This window comes from Pseudomonas sp. A25(2017), assembly GCF_002001065.1.
Classification (GTDB): Bacteria; Pseudomonadota; Gammaproteobacteria; order Pseudomonadales; family Pseudomonadaceae; genus Aquipseudomonas; species Aquipseudomonas kilonensis.
This window is the reverse complement of sequence record NZ_MUOA01000034.1, coordinates 1-18,603: the sequence shown is the minus strand read 5'-3', so window position 1 is coordinate 18,603 and position 18,603 is coordinate 1. Positions and strand designations below refer to the sequence as shown.

Below are 18,603 nucleotides of genomic sequence, written 5' to 3'. Positions count from 1 at the left end.
GACACCACTTTTCTGCCAAAACTCAAAAACATAAAATCAAGAGGTTTTGTAATGAAATCGACTCCATCAGGGCTGATTGAACAGCCCGCGCTGCAGCGCACCCTCAGCAATCGTCACATTCAGTTAATGGCCATGGGAGGCGCCATCGGTACCGGTTTGTTCATGGGTTCCGGGAAGATCATCGCCCTCTCGGGCACGTCGATCATCCTCATCTACATGATCATCGGTCTGTTCGTTTATTTCGTCATGCGTGCCATGGGCGAAATGCTGCTCTCCAACTTGAACTTCAAGACTTTCGCGGATTTTGCCGGTGCCTACCTCGGCCCGCGCGCGGCATTCTTTCTTGGCTGGTCGTACTGGCTGAGTTGGAGCGTGGCGGTGATAGGCGATTGCGTCGTGGTCGGCGGATTTTTTCAGTATTGGTTCCCCGATGTACCCGCCTGGATACCGGCTATCGGTATGCTGATGACACTGTTCGCCTTGAATGTGCTGACGGTCAGGCTCTTTGGTGAAGTGGAGTTCTGGTTCGCGATCATCAAGATCATTGCCGTCATCACCCTGATTGGCGTCAGCATGGTGCTGATTGCCAGCTCCTTTGTCTCACCCAGCGGTGTTACTGCTTCGCTGAACCACCTGCTGGATAAACAAGCGGCCTTCCCCAACGGCCTGTTCGGTTTCTTTGCCGGTTTCCAGATGGCGATCTTCTCATTTGCCGGCACCGAACTGATCGGCACCGCCGCCGCCGAAACCCGCAACCCCGAGAAGACCCTGCCGAAAGCCATCAACTCGATTCCGCTGCGAATCATCCTGTTTTATGTGCTGGCACTGGCCTGCATTATTGCAGTGACTTCGTGGCAACAGGTATCGCCCAACAAGAGCCCTTTCGTCGAGCTGTTCCTGGTTGCAGGTTTTCCCGCGGCAGCCGGTATCGTCAACTTTGTGGTGCTGACGTCTGCCGCTTCCTCGGCCAACAGTGGTGTATTTTCGTCTAGTCGCATGCTGTTCGGACTGGCCAACCAGGACAACGCCCCGGGGATTTTCCGACGTCTGTCGAGTAATAGCGTGCCTCTGCTGAGTCTGGCCTTCACCACGCTGTTAATGCTCGTGGGTGTGTTGTTGCTTTTCATCGTTCCAGAAGTGATGACCGCCTTCACCATTGTTTCCACTGTATCGGCAATCTTGGTGATTTTTACTTGGTCGACGATCCTTGCGTCGTATATTGCCTACCGCAAAAAGCGGCCTGAGCTGCATGCGAAATCGGCCTACAAAATGCCTGGCGGCGTGCCAATGGCCTGGTTTTCCCTAGTGTTTCTGGGCTTTGTTCTTTGCCTGCTGGCGTTGAGACCTGACACCCGTATTGCGTTGATGGTCATGCCGGCGTGGTTCATCTGGTTGGCAATTGCTTACCAGTTGACCTGTTCCAGAAAGCCTAGAACCGCTGCTGGATCTGCCAGCCAATACGGCTGAGATGTTTGGGTGCAGCATAACCCTCAACTCATCCTTGATAGCTTAAGGCCGTCTGTCGATAATCACGCCTTCTAAAAAAGCACATAAGGATTTGCTGTGAAGAAGCTCTACTTGGCTCTACCGTTCTGCGCGCTGCTGCTACAAGGCTGTGGCGTGACCATGACCCGCTATGAACCCAATTTTCAGAACGTTCAGCAGCTCAAGAAAAATGCACCCATGCAGCCCTTGCGCGAGACGCAGGTGAATGCGGATTCAGGTCAAGGGTCGCTGATGGTGCGCCTGAACCCGATTTCGTCGCCCGAGGGCAGCGTTCCACTGCACATCCAGGCCGCGATCAACGATGAGCTCCGCCAGGCGGGTCTGTTGGACCCTCGGGCTGACCGGCAGTTGCAGGTTCAGTTGGTCAAGAGCCAGCTCACCGCAGGCATGAGCAGCGGCCATGGCGAAGTGGCTGCGCGCTTCACGCTGCGTAAAGGTGATCAGGTTTTATACGAAACCACTAAAGACGTGCAGCGTGATTGGGATAGCAGTTTCTTCGGTCCGATCGCCATTCCGGCGGCTGCGAACAACTACAACCCTATGCTGCAAGACTTGCTCAAGAGTTTGTACAGCGACCCGCAGTTCACTCAAGCGTTGAAGTGATCAAAAAAAAGAGCCGCGATTGCGGCTCTTTTTCTATCGGTGTCAGCCCCGTGGAATGCGGGTGTCGACAGCGGAGTATTTTATGCGGTTGTTGTCGACCCAGTTCTTCAACAGCGCATTGACCTGACGGTTGAAGGTGTCGGTGATGGCCGCCTTGGGCGTATTACCTGCCAGGGGCAGGAACCAGATGCCCATCCAGGTGTTGACCGCATCATGATTGCTGGTCTTGCCCAACGGCTGGCCCTGCTCGTCCAGGGTTTCCAGGCTCATGGTGTACTGGTCGGTCGCCAACGCAGGAATGATCGTGAACGTGAAGCCACTGATGAACGCCAGGACCATTTGCCCACCGCCTGGCGCATGGTTGTAGACCTTCAATCGAAGACTGTAATCGCCTGGTTGCTTCTGGAATTCGTCAAAGACCACGCGCCCAAAAAGTCCTGATTCATCGAAGGTTCGCTTCAGGTCGGGCTTGAGCATGTCGCGAGCCTGCGGCACCTCGGTGGCCTTGGCATTGTCGGGGTCGCCCTGATAGAAATCGAAATCGACATAGACGTTCGGCTTGTTCGAGTAGCTGGCCATTGAAGGCAGATTCACGGGGGCAACTTCATCTTTGGTGAAACTGGCGCATCCACTCAGGCTCAAGGCCAAGGCGAGGCCTATGGCTTTTGCAAATTGCATATCGACTTCCTTGCGTAATTTGACTAATGCCGCTCACAGAGAGGGGGACGAATTCTAGCGGGATCCGCTTAAAAGCAAAAGGCTATCATCTAGTAGCCTGTCCTCATTTCCTCGCCCTTGAACAGGCAGGCTGAACGCGTCCTCTTCCTCCCCTGACACCGGCCACCGTTTGGACTTGCGGATTTTCACACCTGCCGTCCACAGGCGGAAGAGCTCCCTCCGGGCGCTATCATCATGCATCTGTAGGATGGCGATCCTCCTTGAATCCGCCGATACTCGCCCCAGGCCCTGCCCCACGTCAAAACGACGTTCCGGCCATCAATGACTTCGTGACGAAAACAATAAAAATGTCGCACAGAGGTACATACGAATGAGCCGTCATGATCATGGTCACGCCCGCCTCCTCGAGGCCTTCAGCGCAATGACACTGGAGCTTCAGCGCCTGGCGCAGGACAAAGACATCGAGCATTTCCACGAAGCAGCACTGAGCTGCATCAGCCAACTGCTGCCCTTCGACAGCGCCTGGTGGGGCCGCGGAGCATTGATTGACGGGTTACCCGAAGAACACAGCTCCTATCTCCATAAACTGCCCCGTAGTTACCTGTCGGACTGGCAGTCGATTCGTCATATCGATGTGACCGTCACCAGGGCTCACGATGTTCCCGGGCAAGCCGTCATTGTCGACATGCGTAACCCTGCCAGCGGCCCTGGGCTCAATTGGCTCGGTGAGACCTACGCCATTGGCGAATTGCTGTGCGTGGTGTACATCGACCCGCAAACCCATCTCAGCGATCACCTCGCGCTCTATCGCGCGACCGACGCGGCACGCTTTACCGAGCAGGACTGCCTGCTGTTGAACAACCTCATGCTGCACCTGGTGGCGGCAGTGTCCGCCAATCAGATTCGCACGCTGGTGGCCATGCGCGAGGCCCTCACTCACCCACGCAATCTCGCTCTAGCCGTGTGCGACCGACGCGGCACCCTGCACTGCGCAGAGCGCGGCTTCGTCGACTTGCTGTTGAGCGAATGGCCGGACTGGAGCGGTCCTTGCCTGCCGGTGGCGATGGACGCCGACGGGTATGAAGGCAAGCACTTGCAGGTCGAGGCCTCGACGGTCGGCGATCTGTTCCTGCTGGCCGCCCGCAGCCGCACGGTGCTGATGCAACTGAGCCCACGGGAAAACGCCGTGGCCCAAGGCTTCGGCGAAGGCAAGACCTACAAGGAAGTCGCCCGCGACCTGGGCATGTCCCCCAATACCGTGCGCCACCACATCCGCGCTATCTACAGCAAGCTCGGGGTCAAGGACAAAGCCCGTATCGCCCATCTGCTGCATGCCCCACCTGACTGATCCGCACCGCTGACTCGCGCTGACTTTTTCGCTGTCGTTTTGACGGCCACGGGACACCTTTGCCCTTTTTTTGCCCCTCTGCCACCTACGGGCGAGCCATTCGCCGCACAACAACTTAAAGAAGAGATGCAATGCCCATGACCAACACCTTCACTCGCAATACAGCGCTGGCCCTGATCGGCGGCTTGTCGAGCCTGCACGCCAGTGCCGCCGACCTCAACGCCCGGGATTTTTTCGGCGCGCCTTCGGGCACCAACCTGGGTTTGCTTTATCTGCCGGCAAGCCGCGCTGACGACTTCCACGGCCCGGCCGACAGCACCGGCAAGGCCGACCTGAAGGTCAACGCCATGGCTTACCGCCAGGTATTTTTCACCGACATCTGCGGCACGCTATGTACGCCACAGTTCATCGTGCCCTTCGCCGACATCAACGCGCGCCTGCCGGGTGCCAGCCAACACACCGGGGAAAGCGGCTTTGGCGACCCTCAGGTCGGCGGCACCCTGTTCTTGATCAATGACCCTGCTTCACGCACTTACAGCGGATTGCTGACGCTGATTACGCTGCCGATTGGCGAGTACCACAACGACAATCCAGATGTATCGCCCGGCGCCAATCGCTGGGGGGCCACCTTCGTTTACAACTACACCCAGGGCATCGGCGAAAAATGGGTGTTGGAAGCCAACCTTGAAGCCCAGCTCTACGGCAAGAACGACGACTACTTTGGCAGCGATCTGAAACAGGACCCGTTGTATCGCCTGCAAGCCTTCGCCTCCTACGACTTTACGCAAAGCACCTACGGTGCTCTGCGGCTGATCCACGCCGACGGCGGCGAACTGCGGATCAACGACCAGCGCATCGATGACACCCACAAGCGCTACACCCAAGTGGGCTTCGAAGTCGGCCACTGGCTGGATAAACAGAACCAGGTGATGTTCGGCCTTTCGCAGAACGTTGCCACCGATAACGGCTACCACGGCACTGACGCACTGCTGCGTCTGGTCCATGTGTTCTGAATTCATTCACCGGAGCTTCCCCATGAACACCCAGACCCAATCGCTGGTGGATGAGCGTGTGCGCGCATCATCTCAACGGGCGCTGCTGGCAGCCATCGTGCTGTTCGCCGCCATCACCCCGACCATTCTCATGACCGCACCGGCCATCGCCGCGCAACTGGCGACTCAATGGCAGTTGAGCCCGTCACAGATCGGCGATCTGTTCTCCACCGAACTTGGCGCCATGAGCCTGGCCACCTTGCCCGCCCTGTGGTGGCTGAAACGTAGCGACTGGCGCCGCGCCGCATTGCTGGCGGGTGTTGTATTCATTGCAGCAAACCTTTTATCAGTGCTTGCGGCTGACTACTCGATACTCCTGGCATTGCGCTTTTGCAGTGCCCTGGCGGGCGGTTCGTTGATGATCATCTGCCTGTCCAGCGCCGCGTCAACAGCCAATCCCGGCCGCGTCTATGGGTTATGGGTGCTGGGGCAACTGGTCGTCGGGGCGATCGGTTTGAGCATCCTGCCTCGGCTCTTCGAACACTTCGGGCTATCGGCGTGCTACGTGATCCTCGCCGGGTTGATGACGGTCTTTTTGCCACTGGCCCGCTATTTTCCGCAAGGCAGCCCATCGGCTGAAACAACCGCCGAGCACGTCGCCATCGCCTCGCTGTGGAAAGCCGCACTGGGCATTCTGGGGGTCTTGAGCTTCTACATTTGCCTGGGCGGTGTGTGGACCTTTATCGGCTCCATCGCCACCCAGGCAGGTATCTCCGCCGAGTCCAGTGGCAAGGTTCTGGCGCTCGCCACGGTGATGGGTATTGTCGGAGCGGGTTGTGCCTCACTGATCGGCGACCGACTGCCACGCTTGCTGCTGTTGCTGCTGGGCTACGCACTGATGGCCGGCTCAGTGCTGTTGCTGCGGGGGCAACCCGAAATAATGCGTTTTGCCGTGGCAGCGCTGCTGTTCAAGTTCACCTGGACTTTCATTCTGCCGTTGATCCTCGCCTGCCTGGCCGACCTCGACCGCTCCGGAAAACTGATGAACGCCTCCAACCTGGTGATCGGCGGTGGCCTGGCTATCGGCCCGACAGTGGCGGGCCGGCTGATCGAAGCCAGCGGCGGTTTCCACTCGCTGCTGATCGGCGGGACGTGCATCACCCTGCTGTCCCTGGCGTTGATGCTCGGCAGCCGCCCAAACGCATGAATGGCCTTATTACCCTAAAGAAAATGGAAAGACGATGAGCCGAAAAAGTGCATTTTTCTTCGACGAACTCAGCCTCTGGCACAGCGCCGGGTTGCATGCCTTGACCTTGCCGGTGGGAGGATGGGTGCAACCACCTGCCGCTGCGGGCCACGCTGAGTCGCCGGAAACCAAACGCCGTCTGAAGAGCCTGCTGGACGTTTCCGGCCTGACCCGCCATTTGCAGGTACGCAGCGCCAACGCGGCGACCGATGAAGATCTGCTGCGGGTTCATACACCCGGTTACCTGCAACGCTTCAAGGCGATGAGCGACGCCGGGGGCGGTGAGTTGGGGCCGCACGCGCCCATCGGGCCTGGAAGTTATGAAATAGCCACGCTTTCTGCCGGGTTGGCCATCGCCGCCGTCGATGCCGTGCTCGTCGGGGAAGTCGATAACGCGTACGCACTGTCGCGCCCGCCGGGCCATCACTGCTTCGCCGACAGCGCCATGGGCTTTTGCTTTCTGGCCAACATTGCCATCGCCATTGAAGCCGCAAAAGCCCGCCATGGCCTGGGCAACGTCGCGGTGATCGACTGGGACGTACACCACGGCAACGGCACGCAATCCATCTTCGAAGAGCGCGGTGACGTGCTGACCATTTCACTGCACCAGGACGGCTGTTTCCCGCCAGGTTACAGCGGTGAAGCTGAGCGCGGCCGCGGCGCGGGGTTGGGCGCGAACATCAATATTCCGTTGTCACCCGGCTGCGGTCATGAGGCTTATCTGCATACGATGGAACGCATCGTGATCCCAGCGCTGGAGCGCTTCGAGCCCGAGTTGATCATTGTTGCCTGCGGTTACGACGCCAACGCCGTCGATCCGCTGGCTCGCATGCTGTTGCACAGCGACTCGTTCCGGCAGATGACCAGCCTGGTGCGCAAAGCCGCCGAACGCCTGTGCCAGGGCCGTCTCGTTCTGGTCCACGAAGGTGGGTATTCCGAAGCGTATGTGCCGTTTTGCGGGCTGGCGACCATCGAAGAACTGGCGGGCGTCAGGACAGCAGTCACCGATCCCATGTTGGAATTTATACAACTACAGCAACCGAAGGAGGCGCTTGCGGCATTTCAGCGGCACTTGATCGATGAGTTGGCCGAAGCGCACCAGGCCTAGCAGCCGACAATGTAGCGGGTCAGTTCCACGGCCCGAGCGTGACGCAAAATCCGATGCCATGACAGGTATCGGATTTTTTTTCGGGAAGACGCTTCGAAATTACCTGACACGCTCAAAAACGATGTGAACCTTCGCCCCATCCGGGCGGCTAAAATCCTCTACCATCCGGTTGCCATCGACCTTCAACTGCAGGTCGTCCCGGGTGCGCACAGCGCCCACCCAGTTCGGGAACGTAGCCCCTTCGACAGTGTTGCCTGTGAACTCACCGTTCGGGTCGACGGTATATCGCCCGAAAAAACCGATGCTCCCCGCCATCGCTGCACGGTTTTCCTCATCGGTGCCTTCGCCACGAACGTTGGATCGAAACGCCGGCACGCGTGGATCCGTGAGTACTTCGACAAACGTCAGCTCTGGCGTGAAGACGAGCCAACCATGAGGATCGGGGCCGTAAGCATCCGATCTACTGCCCTGGCTCTCAACGGTTGCACTGACCATGCGCCATGTCCCGACCAAGGCATTTTCTTTGCCCGCAAACGCTGTGGAGAACGCCGAGAAAGCAACGAGCGCTACGATCGCCAGTACCTTGTTTTTCAGACTCATCCGCTTCACCTTTCCTCGCCGCTACGACGCGGCAGACAATAGAGTGGGTTTCATTCTGGTCCGCATGGTCTTCATGCCCTGGCCGAGATGGTCGCCAAACGTAACTCCCGCAACGTGGCATTATCCGCCCTCCGCCCCAGTTGCCAGCCCAAGTAACCCCACAGCAGTGCGCAACAGGCGCCGATTATCGCGGCCAGACCGGCCCCCTGCCCTAGCAGGTCGAGCAGGCTCTTGGCCCAGCCGCTCATGGCGTCGCCTGCGCGATAAACCACGGTGTCGATGAAGTTCTTGGCCTTGTATTTACTCTCGGCATCCAACGGCGCGAACAGCATTTCCCTGCCCGGTCGGACGAACGCGTACTCACCGATTCGTCGCACGATCATCACCGCCGCCAGCAGAGCGAACCCCGGCGCCAACGCAAGGCCGAGGAAGCCGATGCACATGAGCAGCGGCACGACGCTCAACAAAGCACGCACCCCCAACTTCGGCGCGATGCGGCCGGTGATGAACAGCTGGGACAGCAACGCACCGGCCTGCACGATGATGTCGATGGTGCCGAAGATGCGTACTTGCGCCTGGCGATCCGGATAGTGCTCGGCCACCAGGCGCGCCTGTTCGAAATAGAGAAAGGTGCTGACCGTCGCCAACAGCACCACGAAGCCGGCGATCCCCAGCAAGTAAGGTGACCTGAGCACCGCCGTCAACCCGCTGAACGGATTACCGTGCAATGGCTGTTGGGGGCTTTGCGTCGGCGCGGCGCCGGGACGACCAGCCCCGCCCGTTTCGCGCCACCCCATCAACGCCCGTTTCAACACCAGCGTGGCACCGAGCAACACGGCCGCCAGAAACATCAACCCCGAGGCGCCGAGGGGACCGATGAGCAGCGCGCTCAGGGCCGGACCCAACAGACCGCCGACGCTGGCGCCCGCGGCGATGAAGGCGAACAGACGCTTGGCCTGCTCGCTGTCGAATACATCTGCCATCAGGCTCCAGGCCACTGACACGACGAACAAGTTATAAACCGAGATCCAGACGTAAAAGACCCGGGCCAGCCAGACACTGTCCGGCTGGAACTGGAACAACTCGACGAACATCAGCAGGTTGAAACCGAAGAAGCCGTACACCCAGTCGATCAGGCGCAGGCGCGGCACCCGCGAACTGAGCCAGGCGAACAACGGCACGGCTGCCAGCATGACCAGGAAGGTCGCGGTAAACAGCCATTGCAGATTCTCCACCCCCGCCGCGATGCCCATCGATTCACGGATTGGGCGCAGCGTGAAGTAACCGGTGAAGAGACAAAGGAACAGCAGGAACCCGCACAGCGCCGGACGCAACTCACCGTCGCGGGCGTTCAGGGCGAGACTCAGCCGGTGCAAATAGGAAGGCGCACTCATAAGGAACTCCGGGGAGACGGCAACAAGACAAAGGTCAAGCGCGGGACGGACGCCCGCGCCCAGGGTTGCATCAGCGATAGGTCACGCCGGTCAGTCGCTCGGAGACGGCCCAGAGCCGTTCGGCATCGGCCTGCGTGCTCGCGGCGGGCGGCGTCTTGGCGAATCCCAACGGACCGCGTCTTTCATCGTCAGCGGTCGGGCCGTAATAAGCTCCGCCCACCGCTTGCGCAGCAGTGGCGGCATACAAGGTGGGCAACGCCCCTTGTGCCGCTGAGTGGTACGCGTCACGGTCCTTTGCCCAACGCCGACCGAACTCGCTGTCCAGGCCTGGCCCCCGTGCGACCAACTCGGTGACCGCAACGCCGGGATGCGCCGCCATGCTGCGAATCCCCCAGTTTTCAGCATCACTGCGCCGCTGCAAGGCAAATGCCCAGTGCAGGACGGCCAGTTTCGATTGCGCGTAGGCCGCGTACGGGTCGTACTTCTGCTCGCTCTGAAGGTCATCAAGGTTCATCGCGCCGCGCGCCGCGGCAATGCTGGACAGGCTCACCACGCGGGCATCCTGGCTTTGACGCAAGAGCGGCACCAACAGGCCGGTCAGCGCGAAGTGTCCCAGATAGTTGGTGGCCAACTGAAGTTCAAAGCCATCGGCGGATGTACCCCGCTCGGGCGGTGCCATGACGGCGGCATTGTTGATCAACACGTCGAGGCGCGGCAGCCGTTGATTGAGACGCTGGGCCAGGTCGCGCACCGATGAAAGATCAGCCAGGTCCACGTTCTCGAACTGCACCTTGGCGTCGGGCACGGACTCGCGGATACGTGCGATAGCCTGTGCGCCGCGCTCCGGGTTGCGCGCGGCGATGATGACCTCGGCGCCGGCACGCGCCAAGGCCAGCGCATCCTCGTAGCCCATGCCGCTGGTGCCACCGGTGATCAGGACAATCCGGCCTTTCTGGGACGGTATGTCGCTGGTCGACCAGTCTGGTTTCGGTGTAATGCGATCGGAAGCTTCGATACTCACCGTACTGAGCAGCGCGACGCCCGCGGCGAGGGTTCTCGCCATTCTCGCAAGCCGATTCATGGTGCTCGTGCGGCCAATGGCGGGTGTTGTTCTATTCCACATGGTGATGGTCCCTGTCTGAAGAAATGAACCGGCATCGCCGGACGGTCACTGGTTCGAGCACGCCTGCGCCAACTGCAGAAAGCTGACGTGCTTCTTTATTCCTTGGGTATTCAAATAGGTCATATTGGCTTGCACGACCTCGCATACCGGTGATGTCGCCTCCTCGATATGGATGACCCTGGCGATGTCCAGCGGCATGCCATATTCGTAGGCCGGGAACTGCGTTTGCTCTTTGGCGAGCAGCGGCGAGCCGCTCAAGGAGATGACTGCCAGCAGGCCGGCAATCGACAGGTTTCGAATGTTCATAGTGGGCTCCACGACACTGTCCTCGTTGGGATGGTCGTGGCACTCTAGGCGGGGGCGACTGACGTCAAGGTGACTGCTGGCTGACGGGAAGATGTCAAACGCGGGCGGACTTTACTCGCAGGGGCGACGACTAACGCGCCGTCTGGTTCATCAAGGAAAATCCGAAGGTGTTGAGCCCATTTTCGCTGTGGGCAAACACGCGTCCACCGTGCATGGACGCCACCGCCCGCACGATGGAAAGGCCCAGGCCATGGTGCGCATCGCTTCGCGCCCTGGCGGTGTCGGCGCGATAGAAACGCTCGAACAAACGCTCCAGGTGCACGTTGTCGATGGGCTCCCCGGCATTGGAAACGCTCACCTCGACCTGCATGCCGTGGCTGGCCAGCGTTACCGTGATGGTGCTTGTCGGCACCGCGTATCGCGCCGCGTTCTGTATCAAATTGGCCAGGGAGCGGTGAAAGAGGCGTCGGTCGATGCACACACGCATGTCACCTTGGATCACCACGCTCAGTTGTTTGTCGTGCAGGACCGGCTCCAGATACTCCACCGTCTTCGACGCCTCTTCATAAAGCGAGACATCACTGAGCTCGGTAGCCCGTTGCCCGCTCTCGGCTCCGGCCAGGAACAGCATGTCATTGACGATGGTGCCCATCCGTTCCAACTCTTCGAGGTTCGACTGCAGCAAGTCTTGAAGCTCGCTCACCTCACGCCCGTGGGCCAATGCCACCTGGGTCTGTCCGATCAGGTTGGTCAGGGGCGTTCGCAACTCATGGGCCACATTGGCGTTGAACCCTTCGAGCTGGCACCAGGCCGCTTCCTGGCGAGCCAGGGCGCCGTTGAATGACACCGCCAGTTCCTGCAATTCGCCTGGCAGCGCCTCGGTGTCCAGTCGCTGCTTCGAATCCCCCGGCGGCAGGCTGTTGGCTTGACGGCTCAAACGCCTTACCGGTCCCAGACCAAAACGCGCGATCCAGTAACCGAGCAGCGCAACCAGCCCGATGCCCAACGCCGAGGTCAGGATCAATATCTTGGTGAAGTGGTCCAGGGTCTTCCTGAACGGCGTTGAATCCAGCCCCACGATAAAGCGCAGTTCCGGACGATCGCCCATGGCGGGAATGGTCTTGAGCAACACCATCATGGGCCGCTCTTTCTCAGGCAGGTCGACGGTAAACAGCCCATCGGAGCGCTTCGACCAATCCTGGCCGTCCGGCATCGCCCCGCCGTAACTGAAGGCTGGGTTGTCCACCAGGATCCAATAGCGGACTCGTTCATCCGCAGGCGTCAGGCCGTCGAGCTTCTGGCGCAAACCGACCCAGAACGTCGGCGAATCGTATTTGGCGAGCACCGGGTCGAGCACGGAATGGCGCAGGATCAGCTCATTCTGCATCTGGTCATCGAGCGATTGCTTCAAGGAACAGCGCAACAGCGTCGCGCTGATCGACATGATCAGCAGGACAGCGAGGGCGAACATCAGGGCAAGCCGCTTGGCGATCGATCTTTTCATCAAGGTGTACCCGTTTGCCTGCCATCTGCCTCTCGGCTTTCCAGTACATACCCCATGCCGCGGACGGTATGTAGCAGCTTGCGCGGATACGGGGTATCCACCTTGGCGCGGACGCGCTTGATCGCAACCTCGACGACGTTGGCATCACTGTCGAAATTCATGTCCCAGACCTGCTCGGCAATCATCAACTTGGAAAGGATCTCGCCCTGATGCCGCGCCAACAGGCTTAACAGGGAGAACTCCTTGGCCGTCAGGTCCAGCCGCAGCCCTCCCCGGGTCACCTTGCGCGCTTGCAGATCGACCTCCAGGTCGTCGATGCGCAAATGCGTCAGGTCAACCGTGTCACCGGCGCGACGACGTATCAAGGCCTGGACACGTGCGACAAGTTCGGCAAACGAAAAAGGCTTGCCCAGGTAATCATCGGCGCCCTCGCGCAGCCCTCGAATGCGGTCATCCACCGTGCCCCTGGCCGACAGCATGATGACCGGGGTTTTCTTGTGCAGGCGCAGGCCTTGCAGCACGTCGTAGCCGTCCTTGCCCGGCAGCATCACATCCAGGATCACCACGTCGTAATCCCATTCCAACGCGTAGTGCAGGCCATCGATACCATTCGTGGCAACGTCGACAATGTAGCCGAGCTCGGTCAAGCCACGATGGACGTAGGAGGAGGTTTTTTCTTCGTCCTCGACAATGAGCAAACGCATCGGGTAACGCCTCTCTTAAAACGGTGCCACAAATTAGGAGACCCAATAGTCGATCCCGATGTTTGGCTGGGTGCTGATGCTTCAAGCCCCTGCACGATCGCCTGGATGTACATTTTCCCCAGTCTAGGCGGCGAAGGTGTCCTCAGGCTGACCGCTTCCTGACATTCTTGTCAGGAAAGCTGCAAGGGCCGAGTCCGTCACTGTTACTGAGTTATTCGAATTTGGAATTACAGTTATAGCTAACGAAACTATGTAGACGACCTTTCGTCACCTATCTTGACGTCAGGTATCCGTCCCAACTGGGGCGATGCTGGAACGTTATCTAACGGGCTCCAGACACACGTTAATCGGCAGGATAAGGATCTGCTCGTACGTTCAGTTTGATTGAAGACCGCAAGACCGATAAGGAGATCCCCCTGTGGTGGATGTGCAGCAATTGTTGGACTCGATTCCCCCTGGCATCCCCTATGGCGACGACTATGCGTGCGACGCCACCTTCTTTACGACGGCCAACTGACGCCCGAACCCGAGCCAAGGAAGCCGCTCATGGCAATTACGCAAAACAACCGTTTGGTACAGGTCGACAGTCCTCTCGGCGGCGATGTCCTGTTGTTGCAAAGCATGGAAGGCAGCGTAGAGCTGGGGCGGTTGTTCCACTACGAATTGGACCTGACCTCCGAAGACCGGGCGATCACGTTCGACCAGTTGCTGGGCAAGCCGATGGGCCTGACCCTGGAGCTGTACGACGGTGGCAAACGCTACTTCCACGGCATTGTCTGCAGCTGCCGGCAACTGACCGGGCACGGCCAGTTCGCCGGTTATCGCGTCAGTCTACGGCCCTGGTTCTGGCTGCTCACGCGCACCTCCGATTGCCGGATTTTCCAGAACAAGACGGTGCCGGACATCATCAAGCAGGTGTTCCGCGATCTAGGGTTTTCCGATTTCGAAGACAGCCTGAGCGGCAGCTATCGTGAGTGGGAATATTGCGTGCAGTACCGCGAAACCAGCTTCGACTTTGTCAGTCGGCTGATGGAGCAGGAAGGCATCTATTACTACTTTCGCCATGAACAATCCCGGCATGTGCTGGTGCTCGCCGACGCCTATGGCGCCCACTCCACGGCGCCGGACTATGCCTCGGTGCCCTTCTACCCGCCCGATCGACAAATGCGCGAGCGCGATCATTTCTACGACTGGCAACTGGCGCGAGAAGTCCAACCTGGCTCGCTGGCGCTGAACGACTATGACTTCCTGCGCCCACGCGCCAGTCTTGAGGTGCGCTCCAGCGTGCCGCGCAACCACACCAACGCCGACTACCCGCTCTACGACTACCCGGGTGAATACGTCCAGAGCAACGATGGCGATCACTACGCCCGTACCCGCATCGAAGCCATTCACAGCCAGTTCGAGCGTGTGCAATTACGCGGCCGCGCCCGCGGCATCGGTTGCGGTCATGTCTTCACGCTGACGGGGTACGACCGTGCGGACCAGAACCGCGAGTATCTCGTGGTGGCCGCCCGTTATCAGATTCGTCAGGATGCCTATGAAAGCGGGCAGTCTGACGTCGACGAACAGTTCGTCAGCGAGCTGGACTGCATGGATGCCAACCAGGCCTTCCGCCCTCTGCCCCTCACGCCCATGCCCGTCGTCCGTGGACCGCAGACCGCCGTGGTGGTCGGCCCCAATGGCGAGGAGATCTGGACCGACCAGTATGGCCGGGTCAAAGTGCACTTCCATTGGGATCGCCATGACCAGTCCAACGAAAACAGCTCCTGCTGGATTCGCGTTTCCCAGGCCTGGGCCGGCAAGAACTGGGGCTCCGTGCAGCTCCCGCGGATCGGCCAGGAAGTGATCGTCAGTTTCCTCGAGGGCGATCCGGATCGGCCTATCATCACCGGCCGCGTCTACAACGCCGAACAGACTGTGCCCTACGCGCTGCCCGCCAATGCCACTCAGAGCGGGACGAAAAGCCGTTCAAGCAAGGGCGGTTCACCGGCCAACTTCAATGAAATCCGCATGGAGGACAAGAAAGGCGCCGAGCAGCTGTTTATCCACGCCGAAAAAAACCAGGACATCGAGGTCGAGAACGACGAGACCCACTGGGTGGGCCACGACCGCAGCAAGACCATCGACAACGACGAGACCGTGCACGTCAAACACGACCGCACTGAAACCGTCGACAACAACGAAACCATCACCATCGGTGTGGATCGCAAGGAAAAGGTCGGCAATAACGAAACCATCTCCATCGGTGTGAACCGCACCGAGGATGTCGGCAGCAACGAGAAAATCACCATTGGTGCCAATCGCACCGAGAACGTGGGCAGTAACGAGACCATCACCATCGGTGCCGACCGCACGGAAAAGGTCGGTGCGAACGAGAAAATCAGCATCGCCAGCAACCGCACCGAAGACGTGGGCGGCAACGAGACCATCGGCATCAGCGGCAACCGTAACGAAACGGTCCAAGGCAATGAAGGCATCGAGATCAACGGCAACCAGAGTACTCAGGTCGGCCAGAACCGCACCACCAACGTCAAGCAGAACGACAGCCTGGATGTGGGAAAGCACTTCTCGCTCAACGCCGGCGACTCGATCAGCCTGACCACGGGCGCGGCCAGCATCACCATGAAGAAGGACGGCACCATCGTGATCAGCGGCAAGAACATTACCATCGACGGCTCCGGTGCCATCAACATCAAGGCGAACAAGAACGTTGTCGTCAAAGGCCAGAAAATCCTGCAGAACTAGCCACGGAGTGGGCGCCATGACCGTTGAATATCATTTCCCCGTTTCCTCCACTGCCACGCCCGCGCGCGTGGATGGCGTCGTGATTGGGGTGCTGCTGGATGTGCCCAGTGCAGATACCCCTGTGGTGGCCTTCCCTGGCTGCCCCGGCGAAACCGGCCTCGCCGCACGCACCACCACCCCGCTCGCCCGTGAAGACATCGGCGCCCAGGTCGCGCTGATGTTCGAGGCCGGCGACCTGAGCCGGCCGCTGGTGATCGGTCGCATCCAGCGCCTGCCACAAACCACCACGCCAGCCGTCGCCCACCTGGACGGCGAACGCCTGGAGTTCACGGCGGAGCGGGAAATCGTCCTGCGCTGCGGCAAGGCGAGCATCACCCTCACCCGCGAGGGCAAGGTGCTGATTCGAGGGACCTATCTTTCGAGCCGATCATCCGGCGTGAACCGCATCAAGGGCGGTTCGGTGCAGATCAACTAGACAGGTAGTCGCACGATGGAGCTGCTCAACGCCAGCAAACTACAGGCTGCCTATACCATGGGGATGGCGAGCGACGGTCGCGAATCTTTGGTGATAGTTGCCAAGGGCTCTTTCGATCTGCCGCTGGACGGTCGCGTCGCGACCCTTGCCGATGTCCAGCAGCCGCTGCTGATGGCCGATACTTTCCTCGGCGAACCGGGCCTCAGCGCCCCGCTGCAGGAAATGGACTTCGCCCCGGTCAAGCCATTCTGCGATGTGCTGGTCCGCGGCAAGGCCTATGCGCCAGGTGGCCGGCCCGTGACGCAGTTGACCGCAGGCATTCGTGTCGGTCAGATGAGCAAAGCCTTTTCCGTCCTCGGCCCCCGACAATGGCAACCGGGGCTATTGGGGGTTTCTCCCGGTTTACCGCAACCCTTTACCGAGCAGGACATCTCCTATGCCCAGGCCTACGGAGGTTCCCATCCCATGGCCAAGAATCCGGATATGCGGCATTGCTACCCGGACAACCCAAGCGGTTGCGGTTGGTTCCCAGGCAGCATCGACAGTGCTGAAGTCGCTTACAAGCCAATGCCCAATACCGAGGAACTGGGCAAGCCGATCGACAGCCCCTCCGGCGACTTCCGCCCCATGGCTCTCGGCCCCATCGGCCGCAGCTGGCCGCAACGCGCACGTTTTGCCGGTACTTACGATGACGCCTGGTTGGGCGACTGCTTTCCATTTCTGCCGCAGGATTTCGACAGCCGCTACTTTCAGGCCGCCCCTGACGATCAGCAGATTCCTTATCTGCGTGGCGGCGAGGACGTGCTGCTGCTCAACCTAACGCCCCAGGAGCGCGCGGGTTTTCGCATCCCTGAAATGGAGGTGCCGGTAACGTTTTTCTTGAAAAAAGGTGGCCATGAGACTGTGCAGGCGGTCATCGACACCCTGCTGATTGATACGGATGCGCTCCAGGTGCAGCTGACCTGGCGTGTCTCCCGTCCGCTGCGACGCAATATGTTCGAGATCGCCCAGGTGCTGGTCGGCACAATGTCCACGGGTTGGTGGCGCGCCCGTGAATTGGGCAAGGATTACTACCCGTCGCTCTCCTCCCTGGTAAAAGCCAGGCGCGCTCCTGAGGAGACGGATTGATGACCGCACTTTGCATCATCGGCTCCGGCATGGTCAGCGCTGTCGGCCTCAGCGCACCCGCGAGCTGCGCAGCGATCCGCTGCGCCATCGACAACTTCCAGGAAACCCGCTTCATCGACCAAGGTGGCGAATGGTTGATGGCCGCCAGCGTACCTCTGGAACAGCCCTGGCGCGGCCGCACCAAGCTGATCAAGATGGCCTCCCGTGCCGTCGCCGAGGCGTTACAGAGCACCCCTGGGGTCGACCCGGAAAAGACCCCGCTGCTTCTGGGCGTGGCCGAAACCGAACGCCCTGGCCGCCTGGATGGCCTCGATAAAACACTGTTGCAGGACATCGGAGCTGAACTGGGCCTGCGCTTTCATCCGGATTCCAACATCATCGCCCGCGGCCGGGTCAGCGCTGCCGTGGCCCTGCTTGACGCGCGCACGCTGATCTACCAGGGCGGCCATCGCCACGTGCTAATCGCCGGTGTCGACTCCTTCCTGTGCGGACCGACCCTGGCCGCCTTCGAAGAACGCGAACGCCTGCTGACCAGCGAGAACTCCAACGGTTTTATTCCCGGCGAAGGTGCTGCGGCCGTGGTACTGGCCGCTCCGGTTGCCAGCGCAACGCCGCAACTGGCCTGCATCGGCCTGGGGTTCGGTGTGGAGAAGGCCACGGTGGAGGCCGAAGACATTCCCCTGCGCGCCGAAGGCCTGACTCAAGCCGTACGCGCTGCCCTGAGCGAAGCCGGCTGTGGGTTGGAGCAAATGGATTATCGGCTCACCGACATCTCCGGCGAGCAGTACTACTTCAAGGAAGCCTCCCTGGCCCTTAGCCGGACCTTGCGTGTGCGCAAGGAGTTCTTCCATCTCTGGCACCCGGCCGACTGCATCGGTGAAGTCGGCGCCGCCATCGGCCCGGCCATGCTCGCCGTGGCGTTGGCCGCCAGCCGCAAGGGCTACGGCGAAGGTCCGAATATCTTCTACCACCTCGGCAACGACGCCGGCGAACGCGCCGTCGCGTTGCTCAGTTACCAGACTGTGAGGGCTGCGTAATGGCGAATGAGGTATACGCCAACAATATGGAAGTTTCCTGCAAGTCGGCGGCGGGCAAGTCGATCGCCTGCTTTCCAGATGTCTGCTTCACCCCGCCCCAAGC

The 18,603-nt window shown here is 60.1% G+C and carries 18 protein-coding genes; 11 read left to right on the top strand and 7 right to left on the bottom strand.

Annotated features, from left to right (window positions below; genetic code table 11):
* Positions 1 to 51: 51 nt before the first annotated feature.
* A complete protein-coding gene (locus tag B0E42_RS02105; protein ID WP_053179836.1) occupies positions 52 to 1,467 on the top strand; it encodes an amino acid permease in 1,416 nt (471 codons plus the stop codon).
* Between the two features lie 96 nt (positions 1,468 to 1,563).
* Positions 1,564 to 2,109: a hypothetical protein gene (locus B0E42_RS02100; protein ID WP_053179834.1), complete on the top strand. Its 546-nt coding sequence runs from the start codon at positions 1,564 to 1,566 to the stop codon at positions 2,107 to 2,109.
* A gap of 42 nt (positions 2,110 to 2,151) precedes the next feature.
* Here the strand turns inward: B0E42_RS02100 and B0E42_RS02095 are convergent, their stop codons facing one another.
* Positions 2,152 to 2,787 carry a hypothetical protein gene (locus B0E42_RS02095; RefSeq protein WP_018603986.1) on the bottom strand — a complete coding sequence of 212 codons (636 nt, stop codon included), beginning with the start codon at positions 2,785 to 2,787 and terminating at the stop codon, positions 2,152 to 2,154.
* Between the two features lie 370 nt (positions 2,788 to 3,157).
* Here B0E42_RS02095 and B0E42_RS02085 point away from each other — a divergent pair, with 370 nt between their 5' ends.
* From B0E42_RS02085 to B0E42_RS02070, 4 genes are all read left to right on the top strand, one after another.
* A complete protein-coding gene (locus tag B0E42_RS02085; protein ID WP_018603988.1) occupies positions 3,158 to 4,135 on the top strand; it encodes a helix-turn-helix transcriptional regulator in 978 nt (325 codons plus the stop codon).
* Between the two features lie 131 nt (positions 4,136 to 4,266).
* Positions 4,267 to 5,148, top strand: coding sequence for a transporter (locus B0E42_RS02080; RefSeq protein WP_172681153.1), 882 nt, complete (start codon positions 4,267 to 4,269; stop codon positions 5,146 to 5,148).
* Positions 5,149 to 5,170: 22 nt separating this feature from the next.
* On the top strand, positions 5,171 to 6,334 hold the full coding sequence (locus B0E42_RS02075; protein WP_018603990.1) for an MFS transporter: 1,164 nt from the start codon (positions 5,171 to 5,173) through the stop codon (positions 6,332 to 6,334).
* Between the two features lie 34 nt (positions 6,335 to 6,368).
* On the top strand, positions 6,369 to 7,481 hold the full coding sequence (locus B0E42_RS02070; RefSeq protein WP_077505485.1) for a class II histone deacetylase: 1,113 nt from the start codon (positions 6,369 to 6,371) through the stop codon (positions 7,479 to 7,481).
* A 99-nt stretch (positions 7,482 to 7,580) separates the two neighbouring features.
* Here B0E42_RS02070 and B0E42_RS02065 read toward each other — a convergent pair whose 3' ends face one another.
* The 6 genes from B0E42_RS02065 to B0E42_RS02040 all read right to left on the bottom strand — a co-directional run bounded on the left by B0E42_RS02065 (position 7,581) and on the right by B0E42_RS02040 (position 13,112).
* Complete coding sequence (locus B0E42_RS02065; protein WP_077505483.1) at positions 7,581 to 8,081, bottom strand: lipocalin-like domain-containing protein; 501 nt, start codon at positions 8,079 to 8,081, stop codon at positions 7,581 to 7,583.
* Positions 8,082 to 8,152: 71 nt separating this feature from the next.
* Positions 8,153 to 9,475, bottom strand: a complete 1,323-nt coding sequence (locus B0E42_RS02060) for an NTP/NDP exchange transporter (RefSeq protein ID WP_077505481.1) — start codon at positions 9,473 to 9,475, stop codon at positions 8,153 to 8,155.
* A 70-nt stretch (positions 9,476 to 9,545) separates the two neighbouring features.
* Complete coding sequence (locus B0E42_RS02055; RefSeq protein ID WP_018603994.1) at positions 9,546 to 10,538, bottom strand: oxidoreductase; 993 nt, start codon at positions 10,536 to 10,538, stop codon at positions 9,546 to 9,548.
* Positions 10,539 to 10,643: 105 nt separating this feature from the next.
* Entirely contained in the window at positions 10,644 to 10,904 is a 261-nt protein-coding gene (locus tag B0E42_RS02050; RefSeq protein ID WP_018603995.1) for a DUF2790 domain-containing protein, read from the bottom strand.
* 130 nt (positions 10,905 to 11,034) lie between these two features.
* Complete coding sequence (locus B0E42_RS02045) at positions 11,035 to 12,408, bottom strand: heavy metal sensor histidine kinase (RefSeq protein WP_053179823.1); 1,374 nt, start codon at positions 12,406 to 12,408, stop codon at positions 11,035 to 11,037.
* Positions 12,408 to 13,112, bottom strand: coding sequence for a heavy metal response regulator transcription factor (locus tag B0E42_RS02040; protein WP_018603997.1), 705 nt, complete (start codon positions 13,110 to 13,112; stop codon positions 12,408 to 12,410). The genes B0E42_RS02045 and B0E42_RS02040 overlap by 1 nt, the downstream gene beginning before the upstream one ends.
* Positions 13,113 to 13,658: 546 nt before the next feature.
* Here B0E42_RS02040 and B0E42_RS02035 point away from each other — a divergent pair.
* The 5 genes from B0E42_RS02035 to B0E42_RS31395 all read left to right on the top strand — a co-directional run.
* Positions 13,659 to 15,860 carry a type VI secretion system Vgr family protein gene (locus B0E42_RS02035; RefSeq protein ID WP_077505479.1) on the top strand — a complete coding sequence of 734 codons (2,202 nt, stop codon included), beginning with the start codon at positions 13,659 to 13,661 and terminating at the stop codon, positions 15,858 to 15,860.
* A gap of 16 nt (positions 15,861 to 15,876) precedes the next feature.
* The gene (locus B0E42_RS02030; RefSeq protein ID WP_053179819.1) at positions 15,877 to 16,335 is read left to right on the top strand and encodes a DUF6484 domain-containing protein; all 459 of its coding nucleotides are present in this window, start codon (positions 15,877 to 15,879) and stop codon (positions 16,333 to 16,335) included.
* 15 nt (positions 16,336 to 16,350) lie between these two features.
* Positions 16,351 to 17,463 carry a DUF2169 domain-containing protein gene (locus B0E42_RS02025; protein ID WP_077505477.1) on the top strand — a complete coding sequence of 371 codons (1,113 nt, stop codon included), beginning with the start codon at positions 16,351 to 16,353 and terminating at the stop codon, positions 17,461 to 17,463.
* A complete protein-coding gene (locus B0E42_RS02020) occupies positions 17,460 to 18,500 on the top strand; it encodes a hypothetical protein (protein WP_139353074.1) in 1,041 nt (346 codons plus the stop codon). Before B0E42_RS02025 ends, B0E42_RS02020 begins: the two co-directional genes overlap by 4 nt.
* The coding region (locus B0E42_RS31395; protein WP_256578266.1) for a hypothetical protein at positions 18,500 to 18,603 on the top strand (104 nt) is incomplete at its 3' end. The genes B0E42_RS02020 and B0E42_RS31395, both read left to right, overlap by 1 nt.